Source organism: Cyanobium sp. Copco_Reservoir_LC18, from assembly GCF_009834675.1.
GTDB lineage: Bacteria > Cyanobacteriota > Cyanobacteriia > PCC-6307 > Cyanobiaceae > Cyanobium > Cyanobium minutissimum.
Genome location: NZ_ASAC01000005.1, coordinates 1 through 21,706, shown reverse-complemented (window position 1 = coordinate 21,706; position 21,706 = coordinate 1). Strand labels below are relative to the sequence as shown.

The window sequence follows — 21,706 nt, the reverse complement described above, 5'->3', positions numbered from 1 at the left end:
AGGGTGACGCCATGCAAGGGCACCCGAATCCGGCCCACCATCCGGTCCCGAACAACGTGCAGAACAACGTTGTCATCGTCGGGGGGGGCTTCGGCGGCCTGTACACCGCCCTGGCCCTGGCCCAGCGGAAGCACCACCCCCCCGTCCTGCTCATCGAGCCGAACGACCGCTTCCTGTTCCTGCCCCTCCTCTACGAGCTCCTCAGCGGCGAACTGCGCCGCTGGGAGATCGCCCCTCGCTACGACGGCCTGCTGGCTGGCCGTGGCCTGGCCTGGCTGCAGGACCGGGTGGAGCGGATCGACACCGACGGCCACCGGCTCCACACCGCAGGGGGCCGCACCATTGCCTACGGCCGCCTCGTGCTTGCCACGGGCGCCGAGAGCAACACCTTCGCGGTGCCGGGGGTCGATCGCCACAGCCTGGGCTTCCGCAGCCTGGCCGATGTGGAGCGGCTCCAGCGCCTCGTGGCCGACCTCCGACAGCAGCCCAGACCCCTGCAGCGCATCGCCGTGGTGGGCGCCGGGCCCACCGGGGTGGAGCTGGCCTGCAAGCTCGCCGACATGGTCCAGGGCAGCGCCGTGATCGAACTGATCGAGCAGGGCCCCCAGCTGCTGCCCCAGGCCAGGGCCTTCAACCGGGAGCAGGCCGCCCTGGCCCTGCAACGCCGCGATGTGCGGCTGCGGACCCGCACCCAGGTGGAGGCGGTGGAGGCCGAGGCGATCACGCTGCGCTGCCATCCGGACGGGGACAGCCCTGCCCACGCCGAGACCCTGGCCGTGCGGGCGGTGGTCTGGACCGCCGGGCTGAGCTTCCGTGCCCCCCGGATCGACCCCGCTCCCGCCTGCGACAGCCGCGGCCGTCTGCTCTGCGGGCCCGATCTGCGCCTGCGGGAGCACCTGAATCTCTTCGTGGCCGGCGATCTGGCCGCCCCGGTGGACCCGCAGGACACGGCCGGCGAGGGCCCCGGCCCCACCGCCCCCTCCACGGCCCAGGTGGCCTTCCAGCAGGCCCCGGTGCTGGCCGCCAACCTGATCCGCTCCCTGGCGGGCGAACCACTTGAACCCTTCCACTGGAACGATCTGGGCGAGATGATGAGCCTTGGGGTCGGCGAAGCCAGCCTCACCGCCGCGGGCGTCACCCTGGCCGGGCCGGCCGCCTACCAGCTGCGGCGCCTCGCCTACCTCACCCGCCTGCCGGGCCGGTCCCATCAGTGGCGGGTGGCCGCTGGGTGGCTGGCCGACTGGACACCATGACAACGGCCCCCGCCCCGGCGCCCCCCTGGCCCCGGCCCCGCGGCCTGCTGCTCGATGCCATGGGCACCCTGATCGGGCTGCGGGCCTCGGTCGGGGCCACCTATGCCGCCGTGGCCGCCGAGCACGGCATCGACGCCGCCCCGGCGGCCATCGACCGGGCCTTTCCGGGCGTGCTGCGGCAGGCCCCGCCCCTGGCCTTCCCCGGGCTGGAGGGCGATCGCCTGCTGGAGGCCGAACGCCGCTGGTGGGGCGAGCGCATCGATGCCGTGCTGGGCACCGCCGCCCCGGCGGCCCTGCACCACGCCCTGTTCGATCGCTTCGCCGACCCCTGCCTGTGGCGCGTCTACCCCGATGTGCCGGCGGTGCTGCGCCGCTGGCACGGAGCGGGGCTGCGCCTGGCCGTGGTCAGCAACTTCGACCGTCGCCTGCAGCCGCTGCTGGAGGGCCTGGGACTGGCCGATCTGTTCGAGACGGTGGTGGTCTCCAGCAGCGCCGGGGCCGCCAAGCCGTCGCCCCAGCCCTTCCGGATCGCCCTGGAGTCCCTGGGTCTGAGCGCCGCCCAGGTCTGGCACGTGGGCGACAGCCCGGAGGATGGGGCCGGGGCCCGGGCCGCCGGGGTGCGCTGTCTGCTGGTGCGGCGTCCTTGAGGCAGGGGGTGCTGGCCGGCAGGACGGCGGGTCTGCGGCCCGCCGAGCGCCGGCGTCTGGAGCAGATCTGTCACCGCCGCCACCCCGCCGATGCGGTGGCGGACCTGCTCACCCTGCAGCGCCTGGCGGCCGAGGGCCGGGGCCTGGAGCTGCCCCTCACCCTGGTGGTGGACGGGCGCGGCCTCTGCCGGCTGCTGTGGGTGGGGGAGCTGGAGCACGCCGCTCGCCTGCTGGAGAAGCTGCCCGGCCCCTCCCGGCGCCAGGGTCACCACCTGCGCCTGCTCACCTGCGCCGGCGCCGGCCGCCAGGCCCAGCTGCAGCCCACTGCCCAGGAGGCGGTGGTGGGGATGGACCTGGCCCCGGAGCTGTGGCTGCGCTTCGGCCCGCAGCCGGAGGCCGGCGGTCGTTGGCCGGCGGCCATCCACATCCCGGCCGCCAGCGGCGACCGCGCCTGGCAGGGCGTTCTGGAGGGGGACCTGGCCGACCTGTGTTGCCATGATCCCGCCACCCTCGTCGGCGAGGGGGCGCCGGCCGCGGCGGCACCCGCCCCGACCCCGGAGGGCCCCGAACGGGTGCTGCTGCTGGTGCAGACCAGCGGCGACAGGTCCCTGAGCGACCGGCGCATCGCCGAACTGGAGGGGCTGGTGCGCAGCGCCGGTGCCGTGCCAGTGGGGCGGGTGGAGCAGCGCCGCCAGGGGCCCGTCACCCGGAACCCCTGGGGGGAGGGCAAGCTGCGGGAGGCGGCCCTGGAGGCCCGCCGGGTCGGCGCCAGCCTGGTGGTGGCCGACCGGGAACTGACGCCGGCCCAGGCCCGGGACATGGAGAGCCTGCTCGACCTGCCGGTGAGCGACCGCAGTGAGCTGATCCTCGACATCTTTGCCCAGCGGGCCGCCAGCGGCGCCGGACGGCTGCAGGTGGAGCTGGCCCAGCTGCGCTACCGCCTGCCGCGGCTCACCGGCCGGGGCCTGAGCCTGTCGCGACAGGGGGGCGGCATCGGCACCCGGGGCCCGGGCGAGACCCAGCTGGAGAAGGACCGGCGCGCCATCGCCCGCCGCATCGAACGGCTGCAGCGGGAGGTGCGGCGGCTGGGGGACCACCGGGCCCGGCTGCGCCAGGGGCGGCGCGATCTGCCCAGGGTGGCCCTGGTGGGTTACACCAACGCGGGCAAGAGCTCCCTGCTCAACGCCCTCACCGGCGCCAGCGGAGACCAGGCGGTGCTGGCCGAGGACAAGCTCTTCGCCACCCTCGATCCCACCACCCGCCGGATCGGACGGGGGGCGGCCGGGGGCGGCCCGCCGCTGCTGGTCACCGACACGGTGGGCTTCATCCGGGAGCTGCCGCCCCAGCTGATGGAGGCCTTCCGCTCCACCTTCGAGGAGGCCCTCGACGCCGATGGCCTGCTGATCGTGGTGGACCTGGCCGATCCGGCCTGGCCCGAGCAGCTCGCCACCGTCCGCACCATCCTCGATTCCCTGAAGGCCACCATGCCCCGACGGGTGATCGGCAACCAGATCGACCGCTGCGCCAGCGGCGAGCTGGAGCGGGCCAGGGCCCTGGAGCCGGGCATGCTGTTCGTCTCGGCCACGGCCGACCTGGGCCTGCAGCACCTGCGCCAGGAGCTCCAGTCCTGGACCGCCGCGGCCACGGCCGACGGCCCCGCTGCTGTGCCAGCATCGGCCGGCGCCAATTTCTCTCCCATGACCCTGCAACTGGGCGACACCGTTCCCGATTTCACTCAGGAGTCCCAGCTCGGCCCGATCAACCTCTACGACTTCGCCGGCGACAGCTGGGTGGTGCTCTTCTCCCATCCCGCCGACTACACCCCCGTCTGCACCACCGAACTGGGTGAGGTCTCGCGGCTGCGGGCCGAATGGGAGAAGCGGAATGTCAAGACGATCGCCCTGAGCGTCGATTCCGCCGAGAGCCACAAGGGCTGGATCGGCGACATCAACGAAACCCAGAACACCACGGTCGATTATCCGATCCTCGCCGACAGCGACAAGAAGGTGAGCAGCCTCTACGGCATGATTCACCCCAACTCCCTCAGCAACCTCACGGTGCGCTCGGTGTTCATCATCGACCCCAGCAAGAAGCTGCGTCTGCAGATCACCTATCCCGCCAGCACCGGCCGCAACTTCGATGAGATCCTGCGGGTGATCGATTCGCTGCAGCTCACCGACCACCACCAGGTGGCGACCCCGGTGAACTGGAAGGAGGGTGATGACTGCGTTGTGGTGCCCTCGATCCCCACCGAGGAGGCCCGGGCGAAGTTTCCCAAGGGTGTCACCGAGATCCGTCCCTACCTGCGGATGACCCCCCAGCCGAACAAATGATTCGACGGCAGGGTTGGCGGCACAGGCTGACGGTGCCGCAGTTCACGGTGGTCACCGGCGTGCTGGTGATCACCTTCGGCACTCTGCTGCTGGCCAGTCCGCTCTGCTCCAGCGATGAGGTGGGCCTCTGGGAGGCCCTCTTCACCGTCACCTCGGCGATCACCGTCACCGGCCTGTCGATCATCGACGTGGGGGCCGAACTCACCTTTGCCGGCCAGGTGGCCCTGGCCGGGCTGATCCTCACCGGGGGTCTGGGTCTGATGGCGATCACCACCTTCCTCCAGGGCTTCGTCCAGGGGCGTTCCGGGCTGCGCCAGCGCCTCGACAAGGGCCGCGCCCTCGACGATTTCGGGGTGGGCGGCATCGGCCCCACCCTCAACCAGATTCTCCTGATCGCCGGGATCGTCATCGGCATCGGCACGCTGACGCTCTACAACTTCGGCTTCACCGACATTCCCGACAAGGGCCAGCGGCTCTGGGCCTCCCTGTTCCACTGCATCAGCGCCTACAACAACGCCGGCTTCGGTCTGTGGCGCGACAGCCTGGTCGGTTACCGCAGCCAGCCGGTCGTCAATGGGGTGATCGGCCTGCTGATCGTGATGGGCGGCATCGGCTGGCGGGTCACCAACGACATCTGGGTGAACCGTTTCCGGCTGGCCCGCATCCGCCGTCTCAGCCTCCACACCCGCCTCGTCATCCGCACCACGATCGCGCTGATCGTGCTGGGGGCGGTGGGCCTGCTGTTCACCGAGCACTTCGCCACCGAGGGGATGGTGGAGCAGCTGGGTTTCTGGGACAAGCTCCAGGTGACGATCTTCCAGTCGATCACCACCCGCACCGCCGGCTTCAACACCGTGCCGCTGTCCCTGGAGACGATCTCCGATTCGGGACTGCTGCTGATGATCATGCTGATGTTCATCGGTGCCAGCCCCGGCGGCACCGGCGGCGGCATCAAGACCACCACCTTCGCGGCCCTGATCGCCGCCACCCGCTCCACCCTGCGCGGCCACGACCAGGTGGTGGTCCGCAACAGGGAGATCCCCCTGAAGGTGATCCTCAAGGCGGTGGGCGTCACCCTGGGCTCAGGTCTGTTCATCCTGCTGATGGCCCTGTTGCTGGGGCTCGGCAACACCACCGCCGGCACCCCCGGGAGCGAGGCCTTCAGCTTCCTGGAGAAGCTGTTCACCTGCGTCTCCGCCTTCGGCACCGTGGGCCTTGATGTCGGCGTGACCAGTCAGCTCAACCGCTGGGGCCAGCTGGTGCTGATGGTGGGCATGTTCGTGGGCCGGATCGGTATCCTCCTGATGCTCTCGGCCGTCTACGGCAGCCGGCCCCAGAATCGGGTGGGCTTCCCCCGCGAGGAGCTCTACATCTGAGGCCGGTTTCCTTCGATCCGCGCCCCATGCCCCCTGGCCACGTCGTCCCCATGAAACCCTCGTCCTCATGAATCAGTGGTGGCAGTGGCAGGGGAGCGAGACCGACACCTCCAACAGCTACGCCGTGATCGGCGTCGGCCGCTTCGGCAGTGCCGTGTGCAAGGAGCTCCTGCGCCATGGGGCCGAGGTGCTGGCGATCGACAACAGCCAGCGGGCCATCGATGAGCTGCGCCAGATGGATCCGGCCCTGGAGGCCCGCGTCGTGGACTGCACCGATGAGGAGGCCCTGAGGGCCGCCGGCGCCCTCGACGTGGGCACGGTGGTGGTGGCGATCAGCGAACCGATCGGCGCCAGCATCACGGCCACCCTGATCGTCAAGGACGGCGAGGGCAGCCGGGTCCGGCAGGTGATCGCCCGGGCCACCAGCGATCTGCACGAGAAGATGCTGCGGCGCGTCGGCGCCGACAAGGTGGTCTTCCCCTCGAAGATGCAGGGGACCCGCCTGGGCATGGAGCTGGTCCGCCCCAACCTGCTGGAACGGCTGCGGCTCGACGACCGCAACAGCATCGAGGAGATCAAGGTGCCCGGCTCCTTCGTCGGCCAGTCGCTGCGGGATCTGAACCTGCGCAAGAACTACAACGTCAGCGTGCTGGCGGCGGGCCCCGCCAACCAGCTCACGGTCAACCCGCCCGCCTCCCATGTGCTCAACGCCTCCGAGCTGCTGGTGGTGATGGGCAGCAGCGAGGCCCTCGAGGCCCTGCCTTCCCACTGATTGCCTTGCGAAGCACAGCCATGCGGGTGCTGGGGCTGATGAGCGGCACCAGCGCCGACGGCGTCGATGCGGTGCTGGTGAGCCTGAAGGGTCGCCCGGCCCGGCCGTCCTGGCGCATCCTCGCCAGTGCCCACACCCCCTACCCGGCCGGGTTGCGCCAGCGGCTCGTGGCCGTCGGTCAGGGGGTTGCCCAGAACGCCGCCGCCCTGCTGGACCTGGCCGAGGAGCTCACCGAGCACCAGGCCCTGGCCGCCCGCGCCTGCGATCCTGAGGGCCGGGCCGAACTGGTGGGTTGCCACGGCCAGACCCTCTGGCACCGCCCGCCGGAAGAGGACCGCCGCGGGGCCAGCTGGCAGCTGCTGCAGGGACCGCTGCTGGCGGAGCTGCTGGGAACGCCGGTGGTGTTCGACTTCCGCAGCATCGATCTGGCCCTGGGCGGCCATGGCGCCCCCCTGGTGCCGGCCACCGATGCCGCCCTGCTGGGCAGGATCGGCGGCTGGCGGGCCCTGCTCAACCTGGGGGGCATCGCCAACCTCACCCTGCTGCCTCCCCCCACCGGTCCTGATCGGCAGGCGCCGGTGCTGGGCTGGGACTGCGGCCCGGCCAACACGCTCCTGGACCTGGCGGTGGCCCGCTTCAGCGGCGGTCGCCTGGGCTTCGATGCCAATGGGGCCTGGGCGCGGCGGGGCCGCATCGACGAGTGGCGGCTGCAGCAGTGGCTCCGGGAGCCCTACGTTCAGGCCGCGCCGCCCAAGTCCACCGGCCGGGAGCTGTTCGGGGCCGCCGACCTGGAGCGGCGCCTGGCCGAGCTCGGCGACGGGGTGGATCCGGCCGACGCCCTGGCCACCCTGACGGCCTTCAGTGCGGCGGTGGTGGCCCAGGACCTGGCCCGCCCCCCCCGACCCCGTCCCCTGGAACTGCTGGTGGCCGGCGGAGGCACCCGCAACAGCTTCCTGATGGAGCAGCTGCGGCGGCGCTGCCACGGCACCGCGGTGCTGCCCCTGGCCACCCAGGGCATCGCCGACGAACAACGGGAGGCCCTGGCCTTCGCCCTGCTGGCCTGGTGGCGGCACTGCGGCCATCCGGGGTCCCTGCCCTCGGTCACCGGGGCCCGGCGACCCGCCGTGCTGGGGGTGATGGCCCTGCCGCCCCCGTCAGGGGGATGAGGGGGGCTGGCGCAGGCGCAGTCGGCGCGGTGCCCCCCGCAGCCGCCGGGTGCCGGCCTGCTCCTGCTGCTCGAGCTCGCGGCGGAAGCGGTCGGCGGCGACGGCGGGCCCGAGCGGATAGGGGGGCGCGGCCGGTTCGGGAGGCCGCTGCCGCTCCAGCCGTTCCACCCCCTGCTGGATGAGCACCTTGGCCATGTTGCTGACCGTGCGCGACTCGCTCTCCGCCAGGGCGGCCAGCCGGGCGCAGAGCTCCTCCGGCAGGACGACCTGGATCCGCGGCGACTTGGGCTTGCCGCTGGAGGAGGTCTGACGGGTGGGCACGGTGCCTCTGGGTGGGGGCCGAAGAGAGGGTGCCGCTGGGATCCGGCGGGATAGGAAAAAGTGTACAGTGACCGTCATGGGTAGTATCCAAAAGTAGGGTTGTGGACCTTCCCGCCCCCGCGGGATCCCCTTCAACCAGACCCCTCACCCAGACCCAGGCCCAGCCGTTCCACGCCCCCGTCCCCACCCCGTCCCCTCCGACGGCCCACCGGCCGCTTCCGCCATGGCCCGCTCCACCCAGTCCCGTCCGACCGGTTCCGAGACACCCCTGCAGCCCAAGACCCGCCAGAGCCGGCGGCGCAGCACGGCGGAACGCAGCGATGTGCTGGTGTCGGCCGTGATCAGCACCTACCTGCTCACCCACCTGCACCATGTGCTGCAGCGGGCCGAGTTCGGTGCCCAGCAGGAGGGGCGCCAGTCCCTGGCCGCCAACTACGCCCAGCTGCGCAAGGTGCTCTGCCTCGATGCCCGCAGCATGGAGGACGCCTCCGCCAGCGGGGCCGAGGAGGACACCAGTCCGCGCGCCGCATGATCCGCCGCGCAGCGTCCCTCACGAACCACCCACCAGGGGCTGCGCCCACGGCCCCGCGCCCATAAGGTCAGGGAAGAATCCCGGCCAGGATGACCAGCAACGCCACCGACCACGCCACTGGCAACACCACTGGCAACGCAGCGGAGCTCTACGGACGCATCAGCAACGACGTGGAGCTCACCCAGTCACTGTTCCGCCAGGCCCTGCAGGACCCCAGCGGCGCCCTGGGCAGGATCGTCGCCCTCGGCGAGCAGGAGGGCCTGCCGGTCAGCCCGGAGGAGGTGAAGGCCCATCTGGCCGGCCTCGATGACGGGGCCACCAAGCAGTGGCTGATCAAGGCCCGGGGCGGACTCTGAGGCCGGGGAGCGGAGGCCCTCCTGCGGCGGGCGGCGGGGTTGTTCCCGACGCTGGGATCCCCCGCCCTGGGCCCAGCTGAAGAACAGCCAGTAGCTCGTCAGCGCCAGGCCCGCCGCCACCACCAGGGCGGCGATCTGCTCAAGGCGCTTGATCATCCTGACGACGCGACCGGACCCGTTCGACAGTCTGCAGGACGCCCCGACAGGGGATGATGCGCTCACCGCGACCGCCTTCCGCTCCGTGCTGCGCCTCGAACGCATCGGCAAGATCTATCCCACCGGTGAGGTGCTCAAGGACATCACCTGGGAGGTGAAGGCCGGGGACCGGATCGGCCTGGTGGGGGTCAACGGGGCCGGCAAATCCACCCAGATGCGCATCATCGCCGGGCTGGAGGAGCCGACCAGCGGCCAGGTGGTCCGCCAGGGGGATCCCCGCATCGCCTACCTGCAGCAGGAGTTCGACGTCGACCCCGCCCGCAGCGTCCGCCAGGAACTGTTCCAGGCCTTCGGGGAGGCGGCCCGGGTGCTCAACCGCCAGCGCCAGGTGGAGGACGCCATGGCCAGCGAGGAGGCCGCCGCCGATCCGGCCCTGCTCGATCGCCTGATCGACGAGCTCGGCCAGCTGCAGAGCCGTTTCGAGGCCCTGCACGGCTACGAACTCGATGCCCGCATCGACAAGCTGCTGCCCAGCATCGGCTTCACGCCGGAGTCGGCCGAGCGGGCGGTGGGCGACTACTCGGGGGGCTGGCAGATGCGCATCGCCCTGGGCAAGATCCTGCTGCAGGAGCCGGATCTGCTGCTTCTCGACGAACCGACCAACCACCTCGACGTCGAAACGATCCAGTGGCTGGAGACCTACCTGGTGGATCAGACGGTTCCCCTGGTGGTGATCAGCCACGACCGGGCCTTCCTCGACCGGGTCTGCAACCAGATCGTCGAGACCGAACGCGGCGTCTCCCGCACCTACCTGGGCAACTACAGCCAGCACCTCGAGCAGAAGGCCCTGGAGCGGGAGGCCGGCCAGGCGGCCTTCGAGCGCCAGCAGAAGGAACTGAGCGCCCAGCAGGCCTACATCGACCGCTTCCGGGCCAGCGCCACCCGCAGCACCCAGGCCAAGAGCCGCGAGAAGCTGCTGGAGAAGGTGGAGCGGATCGAGGCGCCGCTGGAATCGGTGGGCGGGCCGCGGTTCTCCTTCCCCCCCGCCCCCCGCTCCGGCCGGGTGGTGGCCTCGATCGAGAACCTCACCCACGGCTACGACGACCAGATCCTGTTCCTGGGGGCGAATCTGGAGGTGGAGCGCGGCGACCGCATCGCTTTCGTGGGCCCCAACGGCGCCGGCAAGTCCACCCTGCTGCGGCTGGTGATGGGCTACGAGGTGCCCCTCGAGGGCCAGGCCGGCCTGGGGGAACACCATGTGGTGGCGGGTTACTTCGAGCAGAACCAGGCCGAAGCCCTGGATCTGGCCAAGACGGTGATCGACACCCTGTTCGAGGCCGTTCCCGACTGGACCCAGACCCAGGTGCGCTCCCTGCTGGGCAGCTTCGGCTTCAGCAACGACACCGTGTTCAAGCCGGTGGCGAAACTGAGCGGCGGGGAGAAGGCGCGGCTGGCCCTGGCCCTGATGCTGCTCACCCCGTGCAACCTGCTGGTGCTCGATGAGCCCACCAACCACCTCGACATCCCCGCCAAGCAGATGCTCGAAGAGGCGTTGATGGCCTACGAGGGCGCGGCCCTGCTGGTTTCCCACGACCGCTTCTTCATCGGCCGGGTGGCCAACCGGATCGTCGAGGTGCGCGATGGGGAGCTGGTCCTCTATCGCGGTGACTACGCCTATTACCAGGAGAAGAAACGGGAGGAGGCGCTGGAGAACAAGCGGCTGGAGGAGGAGCGCCGCCTCGCCGCCAGGCGGGAGGAACAGCGGCAGAAGCAGAAGGCCAAGGCCGCCGGCAAGGCAGGCGGGACGTCCGGGGGGAAAGCGGCGGGGAAGGCCGGCCGCTGACCCGGCGCCCTCATCGGCGCGGCGCAAAATACAACTTCATGGTTGCCTAGGCAGGAAGACTCATTTCTCTGGTGTGGTCGTTTCTGTGTGCATAGGCTGACAGGGTCACCCATCCAGGAGCAGCGATGACCATCCAGAACGTCGTCACCGACGGTTGGACTGCGGAGCGAGAAGAGACCTCCGGCACCAGCGATGCCATGGAGGTGTACTTCGAGTGCATCACCACCTGCTCCCTGGAGGACGGTGAGTGCGTCACCCGCTGTGTGGAAGAGCTGCGCGAGCGCCACTGACGCAGCAGGGGCTCGGGGGCAGGCCCTCTCGGGCCAGGGGGGCCACAGGTCGGGGCCGGGACGGGCGTCCTCCGTAGCGCCCTTCCCGGCCCTGCGCCAGAGGGACCGGGCCAGAAGCAGGGGTTGAGCGGATTTCCTGACCATGGCCTAGGCCCTGTAACAGCCGCTACGTGGCATCTTGAAACAGTTCGTAGCTTTGGGCCGGTCAGAAACGCCCCATCGCACAGCCCACCATGTCCGAACCCCTCGCCCTCAGCCTCGGTCAGAAATTCGAGCTGGAGCGGATGACCCGGGCCATCGACGCCACGGGCGATCCCCAGGTTCTGCGGGGTCTGGCCAAACAGCTGCTGCAGGCCTGGCAGAGCCAGAAGGCGGCCACCCAGTGGGTCATGCGCCAGCAGCTGGGGTCTCCCGCCCGCTTCGGCGCCGAGCTCACCATGGACGCCGGCCTGCTTGACGCGCTCCGTCCCGACAGCGGCAAGGGGGGCATGGATGTTCTCTGAGAGCCGAGCTCGGACCTTCTGTTGAGGGCGAGCCCGGGCCCCCTCCTCATCCCTGACGCAGCAGGGCCATGTCGCCAGGGATGAGCCGCAGGTTGACCGTCGCCCCCTGACGGTTCACCGTCAGATTGAGAGTCCCCCCGACCCCGGCCCGCTCGACGGCGTTGATCACCTGGGACGGGTCCCTCACCGCGGCTCCCTGGGCCGCGACGATCACGTCACCGGTCCTGAGACCGCCCCGATCCGCCGGTCCGTTGGGCTGAACAGAAACCACCACCGCTCCCTGGGAAACGCCGGAGCCGCTTCCCGCCCGCACCTCATCGAGCCCCACGCCGATCATGGGGTGGGTGGCCCGGCCGGTGGCCACCAGTTGATCGACGATGCCGCGGGCACGGTTGATCGGAATGGCGAAGCCCAGGCCGGCCCCAGGCCCCGAGCGCACCAGGGTGTTGATTCCCACCACCTCGCCGTCGGCGTTCAGCAGCGGCCCACCGGAGTTGCCCGGGTTGATGGCCGCGTCGGTCTGGATCAGATCCAGCCGCTTGTCGGTGATGCCGAGCTTGCTGGCGTTGCGGTTGAGGCTGCTGATGATCCCCAGGGTGACGGTGTTGTCGAGGCCGAAGGGGTTCCCCACCGCGATCGCCCAGTCGCCCACCTGCAGAGCATCGGAGTTGCCCAGGGGAGCCACCGGCCAGGGGCCCGCCCCCACCAGCCGCACCACCGCGAGGTCGGTGAGCTTGTCGAGACCCACGACCCGCCCCTCGTAGCGCCGGCCGTTCTCGAGACCCACGGTCACCCGGTCGATCTGGTCCACCACGTGGGCGTTGGTGAGCACCAGCCCGTCGGACTGCAGGATCACCCCGCTCCCTTGGCCCCGTTCGGTGCGGCGGGAGGGGGCCCCCTGCTGGGGAATGCCGAAGAACTGACGGAACAGGGGGTCGTTCAGCAGACCCCGGGGCAGGCCGCCGGTGGCGGCCGACTGCACGGTGCGTTCGGTGTCGATGGTGACCACCGCCGGGCCCGCCCGACGGATCGCCGCCGCCACGAAGGATTGCCGCCCGAGCACGGCCGCGGCGGGCTGGGCCAGTCCGGGGGACGTGAGGGTCGGGCTGACGAGGGCCGTGGTGGCCGTGACCGTGGCGGTGGCCGCCGCCGTGACCGTGGCCAGCCCGGCGGCGGCCGCGGCAAGAACGCGGGAGGGACGCATCGTGAAGAAGCTCAGATGGAAAAACCGTAGGCAAGTCCCCGGGAACGAGAAAGGGGAGGCAAACCGGCCTGACCGGCTATACTTTGTAAAGTTTTTTATCGGGTCATGGACACAAGCCGCCTGCTGCTTGCCTTTCTCGCCTTCGGAGCCGCCTGCACCTCCCTCTGGGCCTGGATGCTCGCCACCACCACCGCTCCGTCAGACGGGTGATGATGGGGGGAAGTCCGCGGACTGCGGGGTTCCCATCGCGCCATGACCTCCCTCCTCTCGCAGATCTTCCCGATCGTCTACGGGGCCTGTTTCCTCGTGCTGCTGTGGCAGGCGTTCCGGGTCATGGGGCAGGGGTTCCGCGCCATTCCCCGTCCCGGCGATGCGGGAGCCGCCTCCACGGAGCGCGGTGGCCCGGTCGGTGATCGCACCGGTCGCCTCACCATCCACCCGGAACTCCTGGACGCGGACGGCCAGCTCACCCAGGAGGACCTGCTGACGGTGCGTTTCAGCGGCGACAACGAACAGCCCGCTTTCCCCACCGATCCCAACTGAGCGCAGCCGGCCGGCCGCTGAATAGGCTCCCTGAGGTGAATGCGCCGACCGGCGGAGATCGATGGTGGATCAGAGAACGCGAATCGTGGCGGCTGTGCTCGGGGCACTGAAGCTGCCGCCACGGTTTCGACTCAAGATGGTGAAGGACGACCCCATCCGGCTCGAGCTCAGCCTGACGCCGTCCTACGGCAAGGACCCGATCCTGGTCGGCATCGTCGAATCCCAGGACCTGGTGGCCCGGCGCGACCGGGAGGGTCGCATTCCCCGTGATCTCCAGGGCACCTGGGACTGGACGGTGCGCCATGGCAAGGTCACCACGGGCGGCTGGAACCCGTACCTGAAGGAGGCCCTCCAGACCATGTTCGAGACCGGCCTGCCGGCGATCGTCTACGAGGAAACCACCGGAGAGGCTTACCACCCGGTGGATGGCCTCCGCCACGTGCGCTGAACCCGCCCCTGCCCATCGACGGTCGCCTCGCGGACATCACCGCGGCCCTCGGGCCCGGGGCCACCCTCCTGCTCCAGGCCGAACCCGGCGCCGGCAAGACCACCCGGGTCCCCCTCGCCCTGCTGGAGAGCCTCGGCCCGGAGGGCCGCCTGCTGCTGCTGGAGCCAAGGCGACTGGCGGCCCGGAATGCCGCCCAGCGCCTCGCCACCGGCCTCGGCGAACCTGTCGGCGGGCGCGTGGGCTACAGCGTGCGGCTGGAGTCGCGCACCTCGGCGGCCACCCGGCTGGAGGTGGTCACCGCGGGGCTGTTTCTACGCCGGCTCCAGGCCGATCCCGCCCTCGACGGGGTGGCCTGCGTCATCTTCGACGAATTCCATGAGCGCCAGGCCGAGGCGGATCTGGCCCTGGCCCTGGTGCGTCAGGCCCGCAGCCTGCTGCGTCCCGAGCTGCGCCTGCTGGTGATGTCCGCCACCCTCGATCTGGCGCCCCTGGCCGCCCGGCTGGATGGGGCCAGCGTGATCAGCTGCGAGGGCCGCAGCCATCCGGTGGCGGTGGCCTACCAGCCGCCGCGGCCGGACGAGCGGCTGGAGCGCCAGGTGCTGCGGGCGCTGGAAGGCCACTGGCTGGCCGAACCCGAGCCCAGGGGCACCGCGCTGGTGTTCCTGCCGGGCACCGGGGAGCTGGAGACGGCACGGCGGGCCATCGAGGCCACCCCCTGGGGCCAGGGGCTGGAGGTGGCCCTCCTGCACGGCCAGCTGCCGCTGGCGGCCCAGGGCCAGGCGATCGCGGCCCCCCGGGGGGGGATGGGGAAGGTGGTGCTGGCCACGTCGGTGGCGGAAAGCTCGCTCACGATCGCGGCGGTGACCCTGGTCATCGACAGCGGTCTGAGTCGACGCAGCCGCTTCGACCCTGCCACGGGCATGGATGGGCTGGTCACCCAGCCCGCGAGCCAGGCCAGTGCCGAGCAACGACGGGGTCGGGCCGGCCGGCTGGGGCCCGGGCGATGTGTACGGCTCTGGTCGCCGGCGGAGCAGCAGCGACGGCCCGCCTTCGATCCACCGGAGCTGCTCGAGGTGGATCCCCTGCCGATCGCCCTGCAGCTGGCGGAATGGGGCGGCGCGGAGGACGACGGCCTGCCCTGGCTCACCGCGCCCCCCCGCCGGCCCCTGGAGGAGGCCCGCGGCCTGCTGCGGCAGCTGGGGGCCGTCGATGGCCAGGGACGCATCACCGGCCACGGGCGGGCCATGGCCCGGCTGGGCCTGCATCCGCGCCTGGCCCACATGCTGCTGCGGGCCGCCGACAGGGGCTGGGAGTCCCTCGCCACGGCGGTGGCCGTGCTGCTCAGCGAGCGCGATCCCCTCGATCGCCGCGAGGCCGGCAGCGATCTGATGCGGCGCCTCGACTGGCTGCTGCGCCGCCCCGGGCCGGAGGGGAGCGGGCCGTCGGCGGGCCGGGGCCCCTGGGGCAGCCTCCAGGCCCAGCTGCTGCGCCAGCTCCGCCAGGGGTCGGCCGCGTCGAACCCGGCGCTGGTCGACGGCGGCAGATCGCGCGGTGGCGCCCGCGACGATCCCCGGGACGGACCTGACGACGTCCGTGCCGCCCAGCTGCTGGCCTGGGCCTACCCGGAGCGGCTGGCCCTGGGCCGGGGTCGGGGCGATGGGCACTTCCTGATGCGGAGCGGTCGTGGCGCCGTGCTGCCCCCGGGGGATCCCCTCGCCGCCGCCGACGCCCTGGCGATCGCCAGCGTCGACGGCCAGGGGCAGGAGGCCCGGGTGCGGCTGGCGGTGGCCCTCTCCCGCAGCGGCCTGGAGGAGCTGGTGGCCGGGGAGATCGAGGAGGTGACCGAAGCCCGCTGGGATGGCACCGACCAGCGGGTGCGCTGCGAGCGTCTGCGGCGCAGCGGGGCGCTGGTGCTGGAGCGCCGCCCCTGGCCGGACGCCAGCGGCGAGCTGGTGGAGCGGGCCCTGCTGGAGGGCCTCGAACGGGTGGGACTGGAGGTGCTCCCCTGGTGCCGCACCAGCCGCCAGCTGCAGCAGCGCCTGATGCTGGCCCACCGGCACCTGGGGGCGCCCTGGCCCGACCGATCGCCGGAACGGCTCGGGCAGGACCCGGGGGCCTGGCTGGGGCCCCACCTCGGCGGCCTGCGCACTCTCCAGGACCTGCAGCAGCTCGACCTGGCGGAGATCCTCTGGGGGGATCTGGACTGGTCCCTGCGCCGGGAGCTGGATCGGCTGCTGCCCCTCAGCCAGCCGGTGCCCTCCGGCCGCCGGGTGCCGCTGGACTACGGCAGCGGCACGCCGGTGCTGGCCGTGAAGCTGCAGGAGATGTTCGGCTGTGTTGAAGGGCCGACGGTGCTGGACGGCCGGCTGGCGGTGCGGGTGGAGCTGCTGTCACCGGCAGGGCGCCCGGCGGCGGTGACCAGCGACCTGGCCGGCTTCTGGAGCCAGGGCTACGCCGAGGTGCGCCGCGAGCTGCGCGGCCGCTACCCCCGCCACCCCTGGCCCGAGGATCCCCGCCAGGGCGTTGCCAGCGCCCGCACCAAGGCGGGCCTGGCGCGGGAAGCGCGCGGGGAGCGTCGCTGAGGGGGCCCTCCCTAGGGCAGACCGTCAAGCAGATGGCCGAAGCCGAAGTGGCGCAGGCCTTCCAGGATGCCCAGGCAGCCATGGGCGCGGGCACGGTAGGTGCAGGCGAGCCCCGGCAGGGCCCGCACCAGGCCGGGCTCGGCATTGCCCACCATGACGCTCTGCAGGCCGGTCTCGAACATGGCCAGATCGTTGAGGGAATCCCCGGCGGTAACCACCCGGGCGGGCTCCAGCTCCAGCCACTCCAGCAGGCCCAGCAGGGTGCTGCCCTTGTTGACGCCGGCCGGCAGCACGTCGAGGTACTTGTCGCCGGACACCAGGCAATCCACCCCGTGGGCCTCGATGGCCGCCAGCCGACTGGTGTCCAGCCGCAGGGGGTCGATGCCGTAGGCCAGGCGCCGGTCGGTGCTGAGGGGCTCGGGTGACAGCCCCGGCACCAGCGCCAGCAGGGGCAGCACCTTCTCCGCCCGGCCCCGCCAGAGGGCCTCGATCGGCTCCAGGGCCTGCGGCAGGGGGGTGAGGCTGGCACCGCAGGCCACGGTGCAGCCCACATCGCCGATCACCAGGTGGGGGGGATGGAGTCCCAGGGCGGCCTCCGAAGCCAGCAGCCGGGCGACGGAGCGCAGGTCCCGGCCGGTGCTGAACACCTGCAGCACCCGGTGGCGCTGGGAGGCCAGCCAGCGGTAGAGCCGGCGGCGGGTCGGCACGGTCCCCTCCAGCAGGGTGCCGTCGAGGTCGGTGACCAGCACGAGTTCGCTCTGCCTGGGCAGGGGCGCGGCGAGATGGTCCTGGAGGCGTGCCCGGGGCGCCCGCCGTTGGTCCTCCAGTCCGGGCCCCCAGACGGTGCCGGGGCCGGTGCCGGGGCCGGGGCCGGGGCCGGGGCCGGCATCCGCGCCCGAGGCCTGCCCCGGCAGAGGCCTCAGTGCCATGGCCAGGCCCGGCTGTCAACCGTGCAACCCACACCCGCCTTTGTAGCCCTTGCCACTGTCAAGTCCACTCCATGTTTCGTTACAGTCAGGACTTCACCAAGGGTTCCTTCCATGTCTGACGCTTCCCAGCCCCGCTTCGGCTTCGTCAACTTCGCCGAAACCTGGAACGGCCGCCTGGCCATGATGGGCTTCGTGATCGGCCTGGCGACCGAAATTCTCACCGGCCAAGGCATTCTGGCCCAGGTCGGCCTCGGCTGAAGCCCGGCTGTCCCCCCCAGGCACCATCGCCCCTGGAACCCGTCCAAGGGGCAGGCCGCCGGCCCATCCGGCGGCTTTTTTTGTGGGCCCGTGGCCTGCACCGGGCGGTTCTAGGTTGGATTTCTCGCCAGGCAGCGCCCCCCCGATGGCCCCTTCCGCCACCGCCCCCCGCTTCTATGTGGGCAACCGTCGCGACGGCGCCAGGCTCCTCAGCAGCGCCCTGGTGATCGCCGGAGCCGGGCTGGTGCGCTTCGACCATCCCCTGGGCCGGGCCGTGGCCCTGGTGGCCGGCCTGCTCAGTCTCTACTGGTGGCTCTGCTACCGCCAGCTCAAGCACTGAATCCATGCTCACGGTCCCTGGCAGCAGTGCGTCCCCCCGCCAGCACGACGGCATCCCCCGCTACACGGTCGCCGAGCTCAACCAGGCCATCGGCGCCCTGCTGGAGAGGGGTTTCGCCCCACGCTTCCTGCTGGAGGCCACCGTGGGGCGCCCCCAGCAGAAAAAGGGCCATCTCTGGCTGACCCTCCTCGACGGCCAGGCCAGCGTCCAGGGGGTGATCTGGTCCTCCCAGCTGCAGAAGCTCAGCTTCATGCCCCAGGAGGGGGATGGGGTGGTGGTGGTCGGCAAGCTCAACTTCTGGGCGGCGCGGGCCAGCCTCACGGTGCAGGTGCTGGATGTGCGCCCCAGCCTCACCACCGTCCTGCGCCAGTTCGAGCAGGTGCGCAGCCGGCTGGAGCCGGAGGGGCTCTTCGACCCCGAGCGAAAGCGGCCGCTGCCCCGCTGGCCCCGACGCATCGCCCTGCTCACCAGCGTGCCCAGCGCCGCCCTGGCCGACATGCTGCGCACCGCCAGGGAGCGCTGGCCCGCCACCGACCTGCTGGTGGTGCCGATCCCGGTGCAGGGGAGCGTGGAAGCCCAGATCGTGGGTGTCATCGAGAGCCTGGGCGCCCAGGCCGACCACCTCGGTATCGAAGCCCTCGTCCTGGCCCGCGGCGGTGGCAGCCGGGAGGATCTGGCCGTCTTCGACGGGGAGTCCCTGGCCCGCTGCCTGGCGGCCTGTCGCCGGCCCGTCATCTGCGGCATCGGCCACGAAGATGACGTGACCATCGCCGATCTGGTGGCCGACTATCGGGCGGCCACGCCCACGGCAGCCCTGGTCGCCCTGCTGCCGGATCGCAGCCAGGTGATCCGGGCCCTGCAGCAGGAGCGCGGCCACCTGCAACGGACCCTGGCACTGCGCGTCGAATCGGCCCGTCAACGGCTGAGCGCAAGGCAGGAGCAGCTGCACCTGCTCCACCCCACCCGTCTGCTGAGCCAGCGGCGCCAGTGGCTGGACCAGCGACGACAGCTGCTGCAGGCGCTCTCGCCTCGGCATCTCCTGGCCAGGGGCTTCAGCTTACTTCGGGATGGCGATGGTCGCCTGCTGCGCTCGGTGAGCCAGGTGCGGCCAGGGGCAGCCATCACCGCCGAGCTGGCGGATGGTCGGATGGCCCTGCAGGTGCAGGCCATCGAGCCGGACGGGCCTGGTCCCTGACCCCTGGCCCTGGACAGCGCCCCAGCGTCCTTTTCTGCCATCTGCCCGTCGTTCCGGCTGGCTCCCTCCGTTTCCGTCTTGCCCACTCCCATGGCCAAACCCTCCCCCCGAGCCGGCGCCTCCGCCAAAGCCACGGACCATCTCTCCAGCCAGGACGCCGATGGCGCTCGGACCGCGGGAACCCAAGGGCACGGGGCGGACGGGGAACGGGACGGCAGCGACATGGCCCAGGAGCTCAGCTTCCGTGAAGCCCAGACGGCTCTCGAGCTCTGCCTGGCCCAGCTGCAGGACCAGGATCTGGATGTGGAGGCGATGGCCGGTCTCTACCGCCGGGCCCTGGCCTATGCCGAACGCTGCGAGGCGGTGCTGGCCCGGGTGGAGCAGCAGGTGATGCAATGGGATCCCGGCCAGCCGGATCTGGCCCCCACGCCCTACACCCCATGAGTGACGACCCCACGTCCAGCCGCAGCGGCCCCGGCGGCCTCAGCTGGATGGCCTGGATCTATCTGCTGCTGGCCGTCGCCGGTGGGGTGCTCCCCTGGCTGGCCAATCTGGAGTTCATCCGCAGCGCAGGCTCGGCCTTCGATCTGGGATTGTTCATCCGCCAGGCCAACGCCAATCCAGCCGCCCGCTCCCTCTCCAGCGATCTGGCGATCGGGGCAACGGCCGTCACGATCTGGATGGTGCGCGAGAGCCGTCGTCTCGGCATGCGGGGGCTGGGCTGGGTGCTGCTGAGCTGCGTGACGATCGCCTTCGCGTTCGGGGCGCCCCTGTTCCTGCATCTGCGCGAACGTCGGCTGTTGGAGCTGGCCCGTCTCAGCCCGGCCGCGCCGGAGACGGCTGGTTAGGGTTCAGGACCCATCACCCTGGCGACCGCCCGTATCGCCGCTGGACGTGGCCTCCACATCGACGGCGTCGACCGTGATGGTCACGTCACGGGCATCGATCTCGGCAGGGGAGCGGGGTCCCCAGAAGATCGAACCGGACGGCTCCCCCGGCGCCGATGCAGGGGTATCGCCAGCGGTGAAGGGACTGCCGCAGGCCGGGCAGACGTCGGTGCCGAGGCTGGCGAAGCCGCAGCTGGGACAGGTGCGCAGGCGGCGCCGAAGCAGCTGCCAGCCGATCAGGGCGGCTCCTCCCGCCAGCAGGGGCAGGAGCAGCAGGGTGAGGGTGAGTCCGCCGATGACGTCAAGCAGCAGGCGACCGGCGGAGGTGGGGATCAAGAGCAGCGCCGCCGCCACGCCGATCCACAGCCAGGGGATGCGCCGTTCCATCAGCGCTGGAAGCGTGGATCGTTCTCGATCCAGCGCTCCAGGGCCGCCAGCCCCTCGAGGCCAGCCCAGCCGAGCAGCAGGGCCGCCACGAGCCAGGCCGCCAGCAGGCCCAGGCCCACGAGCAGCGGAATCAACGCCAGGGTGGTGAGACCGATCAGCACGACCGCGCCCACCGCCATCGAGACCAGCGCCAGGCTGGCCGGCAGAGGGGGGATCCGGAGGGCAGGCTTGGCCAAGGGTCCATCCAATCAGACCCTTCCATCCTGACCCGAAACGGGCCGATCCTCAGCGGGGCAGAGGTGTCGATGGCCCCCCAGCCGCCCCGCCGGATAGCACCACACTGAAGCACTGGCCGAAGTAGAGCACGGCACCCACCAGCCAGACCCAGAGCGTCAGCAGCAGCACGCCCCCCACCACCCCGTAGGCCTGGAAGCGAGAGCCGAGGGCGAGCAGGCTCCTGCCCAGCAGCAGGTTGGAGAGGGTGAGGCTGCCGCTCACCAGCAGGGCGCCAGGAATGAGAGGGCGGAAGGGGATCCGGCGCGACGGCAGCATCCAGAGGAACAGGAGGGTGGCGCCGAAGCCGATCAGCAGGGAGACGAGCAGATCCAGCCCGAAGGACAGGGAGCTCAGCCGCAGCAGGGGGCCGGGCAGGAAGGCCTGCAGCTGGTCATGGAAGCCCCTGGAGCCGAACAGGCGCACCGTGCTGAAGAGCTGGTCGACCACGAGGAGCAGGCCGACGAACAGCAGCAGCACCAGGGCCTTCAGCCGCAGGGCCAGAAACCGGCGCACATGCTCCTGCCAGCGCAGGTGGTCGAACCCGAAGGGGCGATTCCACCAGAGCCGATCGGCCCCGCGCTGGAGCGTGAGATAGATGTTGCTGGCGCTGAGGGCCAGAAGCACCAGGCCGAGGATGCCGGCGCCGAATCCCTGGTTGGTGAACCGTCGCAGGGTGGCCTCGAAGCCCGGCAGGGCGGACGCGGGCAGCACCTGGCCGACGAGCACGATCAGCCGATCGAAACGCTCCACGTCCCTGCCGAGAAGCCGCGAGGCCACCGACAGCGCGATCAGCAGGGCCGGGAAGAACGACTGCAGCGTGTGGTATGCGAAAGCAGCGCTCAAGTCCACGCAGTCCGCCCGCAGCCACAACAGATAGGCCTTCCAGAACGGACGGAGGCGACGACGCCACTTCACGACAGACCGATCATCAAGGGTGGGAGCTGCAGCATTCCCGCATCCTGGCCTGCCCGGAGTCTTGTCTGCCCGGAGCCTTGTCTGCCCGGAGCCTTGTCTGGCCGGAGCCACCCGCCTACACAGCCGTCCGCTGCCCGGGGCTGTCGGATGCCCGGGGCGTCTCCCCAGGTCGGGCCCGCGTGCTGGCCAAGGTG

At 71.4% G+C, this 21,706-nt stretch carries 25 protein-coding genes and 1 pseudogene; 20 read left to right on the top strand and 6 right to left on the bottom strand.

Annotated features, from left to right (window positions below; genetic code table 11):
* Positions 1-11: 11 nt before the first annotated feature.
* From L107_RS02645 to L107_RS02620, 7 genes and pseudogenes are all read left to right on the top strand, one after another.
* Positions 12-1,253 carry an NAD(P)/FAD-dependent oxidoreductase gene (locus L107_RS02645; RefSeq protein WP_159816331.1) on the top strand — a complete coding sequence of 414 codons (1,242 nt, stop codon included), beginning with the start codon at positions 12-14 and terminating at the stop codon, positions 1,251-1,253.
* Entirely contained in the window at positions 1,250-1,900 is a 651-nt protein-coding gene (locus L107_RS02640) for an HAD-IA family hydrolase (RefSeq protein ID WP_201295783.1), read from the top strand. The genes L107_RS02645 and L107_RS02640 overlap by 4 nt, the downstream gene beginning before the upstream one ends.
* Positions 1,901-2,247: 347 nt before the next feature.
* Positions 2,248-3,516 (top strand): annotated as a pseudogene (gene hflX / locus L107_RS16510) (GTPase HflX); the annotation flags it as partial.
* Between the two features lie 81 nt (positions 3,517-3,597).
* Positions 3,598-4,233, top strand: coding sequence for a peroxiredoxin (locus tag L107_RS16505; RefSeq protein ID WP_236550480.1), 636 nt, complete (start codon positions 3,598-3,600; stop codon positions 4,231-4,233).
* Positions 4,230-5,609, top strand: coding sequence for a potassium transporter TrkG (locus tag L107_RS02630; RefSeq protein WP_159816328.1), 1,380 nt, complete (start codon positions 4,230-4,232; stop codon positions 5,607-5,609). The genes L107_RS16505 and L107_RS02630 overlap by 4 nt, the downstream gene beginning before the upstream one ends.
* Before the next feature lie 67 nt (positions 5,610-5,676).
* Positions 5,677-6,381 (top strand): TrkA family potassium uptake protein, encoded by a 705-nt coding sequence (locus L107_RS02625; RefSeq protein ID WP_159816327.1) that lies wholly within the window; start codon positions 5,677-5,679, stop codon positions 6,379-6,381.
* A gap of 20 nt (positions 6,382-6,401) precedes the next feature.
* Complete coding sequence (locus tag L107_RS02620; protein ID WP_159816413.1) at positions 6,402-7,547, top strand: anhydro-N-acetylmuramic acid kinase; 1,146 nt, start codon at positions 6,402-6,404, stop codon at positions 7,545-7,547.
* On the opposite strand, the gene L107_RS02615 is transcribed toward L107_RS02620, so the two are convergent.
* A complete protein-coding gene (locus L107_RS02615; protein ID WP_159816326.1) occupies positions 7,536-7,868 on the bottom strand; it encodes a hypothetical protein in 333 nt (110 codons plus the stop codon). The two genes, L107_RS02620 and L107_RS02615, sit on opposite strands and share 12 nt — an antisense overlap.
* A gap of 223 nt (positions 7,869-8,091) precedes the next feature.
* Between L107_RS02615 and L107_RS02610 the strand changes: the two genes are divergently transcribed.
* The 5 genes from L107_RS02610 (at position 8,092) to L107_RS02595 (ending at position 11,548) form a co-directional block, all read left to right on the top strand.
* Positions 8,092-8,400 carry a hypothetical protein gene (locus tag L107_RS02610; RefSeq protein ID WP_106222956.1) on the top strand — a complete coding sequence of 103 codons (309 nt, stop codon included), beginning with the start codon at positions 8,092-8,094 and terminating at the stop codon, positions 8,398-8,400.
* An 89-nt stretch (positions 8,401-8,489) separates the two neighbouring features.
* The gene (locus L107_RS02605; RefSeq protein WP_159816325.1) at positions 8,490-8,756 is read left to right on the top strand and encodes a hypothetical protein; all 267 of its coding nucleotides are present in this window, start codon (positions 8,490-8,492) and stop codon (positions 8,754-8,756) included.
* 241 nt (positions 8,757-8,997) lie between these two features.
* Positions 8,998-10,755: an ABC-F family ATP-binding cassette domain-containing protein gene (locus L107_RS02600; protein WP_159816324.1), complete on the top strand. Its 1,758-nt coding sequence runs from the start codon at positions 8,998-9,000 to the stop codon at positions 10,753-10,755.
* 125 nt (positions 10,756-10,880) lie between these two features.
* Positions 10,881-11,045: a hypothetical protein gene (locus tag L107_RS16305; protein WP_181280224.1), complete on the top strand. Its 165-nt coding sequence runs from the start codon at positions 10,881-10,883 to the stop codon at positions 11,043-11,045.
* Positions 11,046-11,278: 233 nt separating this feature from the next.
* Positions 11,279-11,548, top strand: coding sequence for a hypothetical protein (locus L107_RS02595; protein WP_159816323.1), 270 nt, complete (start codon positions 11,279-11,281; stop codon positions 11,546-11,548).
* Between the two features lie 46 nt (positions 11,549-11,594).
* Here the strand turns inward: L107_RS02595 and L107_RS02590 are convergent, their stop codons facing one another.
* Positions 11,595-12,752, bottom strand: coding sequence for a trypsin-like peptidase domain-containing protein (locus L107_RS02590; protein WP_159816322.1), 1,158 nt, complete (start codon positions 12,750-12,752; stop codon positions 11,595-11,597).
* A gap of 252 nt (positions 12,753-13,004) precedes the next feature.
* Here L107_RS02590 and L107_RS02585 point away from each other — a divergent pair, with 252 nt between their 5' ends.
* The 3 genes from L107_RS02585 to hrpB all read left to right on the top strand — a co-directional run bounded on the left by L107_RS02585 (position 13,005) and on the right by hrpB (position 16,325).
* Positions 13,005-13,295 (top strand): DUF2973 domain-containing protein, encoded by a 291-nt coding sequence (locus L107_RS02585; protein WP_106222952.1) that lies wholly within the window; start codon positions 13,005-13,007, stop codon positions 13,293-13,295.
* Between the two features lie 64 nt (positions 13,296-13,359).
* A complete protein-coding gene (locus tag L107_RS02580; protein WP_094586552.1) occupies positions 13,360-13,743 on the top strand; it encodes a hypothetical protein in 384 nt (127 codons plus the stop codon).
* The gene (gene hrpB, locus L107_RS02575) at positions 13,740-16,325 is read left to right on the top strand and encodes an ATP-dependent helicase HrpB (protein WP_159816412.1); all 2,586 of its coding nucleotides are present in this window, start codon (positions 13,740-13,742) and stop codon (positions 16,323-16,325) included. The genes L107_RS02580 and hrpB overlap by 4 nt, the downstream gene beginning before the upstream one ends.
* Positions 16,326-16,336: 11 nt before the next feature.
* Here hrpB and L107_RS02570 read toward each other — a convergent pair whose 3' ends face one another.
* Entirely contained in the window at positions 16,337-17,254 is a 918-nt protein-coding gene (locus L107_RS02570; protein WP_236550461.1) for an HAD family hydrolase, read from the bottom strand.
* A 111-nt stretch (positions 17,255-17,365) separates the two neighbouring features.
* On the opposite strand from L107_RS02570, the gene L107_RS02565 reads away from it, so the two are divergent.
* The 5 genes from L107_RS02565 (at position 17,366) to L107_RS02545 (ending at position 19,895) form a co-directional block, all read left to right on the top strand.
* Complete coding sequence (locus L107_RS02565; protein ID WP_015109196.1) at positions 17,366-17,512, top strand: chlorophyll a/b-binding protein; 147 nt, start codon at positions 17,366-17,368, stop codon at positions 17,510-17,512.
* A gap of 145 nt (positions 17,513-17,657) precedes the next feature.
* Positions 17,658-17,852 (top strand): hypothetical protein, encoded by a 195-nt coding sequence (locus L107_RS02560; protein WP_159816321.1) that lies wholly within the window; start codon positions 17,658-17,660, stop codon positions 17,850-17,852.
* 4 nt (positions 17,853-17,856) lie between these two features.
* The gene (gene xseA, locus L107_RS02555; protein WP_159816320.1) at positions 17,857-19,047 is read left to right on the top strand and encodes an exodeoxyribonuclease VII large subunit; all 1,191 of its coding nucleotides are present in this window, start codon (positions 17,857-17,859) and stop codon (positions 19,045-19,047) included.
* A 90-nt stretch (positions 19,048-19,137) separates the two neighbouring features.
* On the top strand, positions 19,138-19,491 hold the full coding sequence (gene xseB / locus L107_RS16500) for an exodeoxyribonuclease VII small subunit (RefSeq protein WP_236550460.1): 354 nt from the start codon (positions 19,138-19,140) through the stop codon (positions 19,489-19,491).
* A complete protein-coding gene (locus L107_RS02545) occupies positions 19,488-19,895 on the top strand; it encodes a DUF2834 domain-containing protein (RefSeq protein WP_159816319.1) in 408 nt (135 codons plus the stop codon). The genes xseB and L107_RS02545 overlap by 4 nt, the downstream gene beginning before the upstream one ends.
* 3 nt (positions 19,896-19,898) lie before the next feature.
* Here the strand turns inward: L107_RS02545 and L107_RS02540 are convergent, their stop codons facing one another.
* From L107_RS02540 to L107_RS02530, 3 genes are read right to left on the bottom strand one after another with little or no spacing between them, the layout of a single operon-like run.
* The gene (locus L107_RS02540; protein WP_159816318.1) at positions 19,899-20,321 is read right to left on the bottom strand and encodes a hypothetical protein; all 423 of its coding nucleotides are present in this window, start codon (positions 20,319-20,321) and stop codon (positions 19,899-19,901) included.
* Positions 20,321-20,557, bottom strand: a complete 237-nt coding sequence (locus L107_RS02535) for a hypothetical protein (RefSeq protein ID WP_015109202.1) — start codon at positions 20,555-20,557, stop codon at positions 20,321-20,323. Before L107_RS02535 ends, L107_RS02540 begins: the two co-directional genes overlap by 1 nt.
* 49 nt (positions 20,558-20,606) lie before the next feature.
* Positions 20,607-21,512 carry a YihY/virulence factor BrkB family protein gene (locus L107_RS02530; RefSeq protein WP_159816317.1) on the bottom strand — a complete coding sequence of 302 codons (906 nt, stop codon included), beginning with the start codon at positions 21,510-21,512 and terminating at the stop codon, positions 20,607-20,609.
* Positions 21,513-21,706 lie beyond the last annotated feature (194 nt).

Coding starts and splice junctions, on each gene's coding strand:
- L107_RS02625 (WP_159816327.1), top strand. CDS start 5,677: ATGAATCAGTGGTGGCAGTGGCAGGGGAGCGAGACCGACACCTCCAAC.
- L107_RS02570 (WP_236550461.1), bottom strand. CDS start 17,254: ATGGCACTGAGGCCTCTGCCGGGGCAGGCCTCGGGCGCGGATGCCGGC.
- L107_RS02610 (WP_106222956.1), top strand. CDS start 8,092: ATGGCCCGCTCCACCCAGTCCCGTCCGACCGGTTCCGAGACACCCCTG.
- L107_RS02640 (WP_201295783.1), top strand. CDS start 1,250: ATGACAACGGCCCCCGCCCCGGCGCCCCCCTGGCCCCGGCCCCGCGGC.
- L107_RS02565 (WP_015109196.1), top strand. CDS start 17,366: ATGTCTGACGCTTCCCAGCCCCGCTTCGGCTTCGTCAACTTCGCCGAA.
- xseA (WP_159816320.1), top strand. CDS start 17,857: ATGCTCACGGTCCCTGGCAGCAGTGCGTCCCCCCGCCAGCACGACGGC.
- L107_RS02560 (WP_159816321.1), top strand. CDS start 17,658: ATGGCCCCTTCCGCCACCGCCCCCCGCTTCTATGTGGGCAACCGTCGC.
- L107_RS02585 (WP_106222952.1), top strand. CDS start 13,005: ATGACCTCCCTCCTCTCGCAGATCTTCCCGATCGTCTACGGGGCCTGT.
- xseB (WP_236550460.1), top strand. CDS start 19,138: ATGGCCAAACCCTCCCCCCGAGCCGGCGCCTCCGCCAAAGCCACGGAC.
- L107_RS02545 (WP_159816319.1), top strand. CDS start 19,488: ATGAGTGACGACCCCACGTCCAGCCGCAGCGGCCCCGGCGGCCTCAGC.
- L107_RS02595 (WP_159816323.1), top strand. CDS start 11,279: ATGTCCGAACCCCTCGCCCTCAGCCTCGGTCAGAAATTCGAGCTGGAG.
- L107_RS02605 (WP_159816325.1), top strand. CDS start 8,490: ATGACCAGCAACGCCACCGACCACGCCACTGGCAACACCACTGGCAAC.
- L107_RS02645 (WP_159816331.1), top strand. CDS start 12: ATGCAAGGGCACCCGAATCCGGCCCACCATCCGGTCCCGAACAACGTG.
- L107_RS02590 (WP_159816322.1), bottom strand. CDS start 12,752: ATGCGTCCCTCCCGCGTTCTTGCCGCGGCCGCCGCCGGGCTGGCCACG.
- L107_RS16505 (WP_236550480.1), top strand. CDS start 3,598: ATGACCCTGCAACTGGGCGACACCGTTCCCGATTTCACTCAGGAGTCC.
- L107_RS16305 (WP_181280224.1), top strand. CDS start 10,881: ATGACCATCCAGAACGTCGTCACCGACGGTTGGACTGCGGAGCGAGAA.
- L107_RS02620 (WP_159816413.1), top strand. CDS start 6,402: ATGCGGGTGCTGGGGCTGATGAGCGGCACCAGCGCCGACGGCGTCGAT.
- L107_RS02630 (WP_159816328.1), top strand. CDS start 4,230: ATGATTCGACGGCAGGGTTGGCGGCACAGGCTGACGGTGCCGCAGTTC.
- L107_RS02540 (WP_159816318.1), bottom strand. CDS start 20,321: ATGGAACGGCGCATCCCCTGGCTGTGGATCGGCGTGGCGGCGGCGCTG.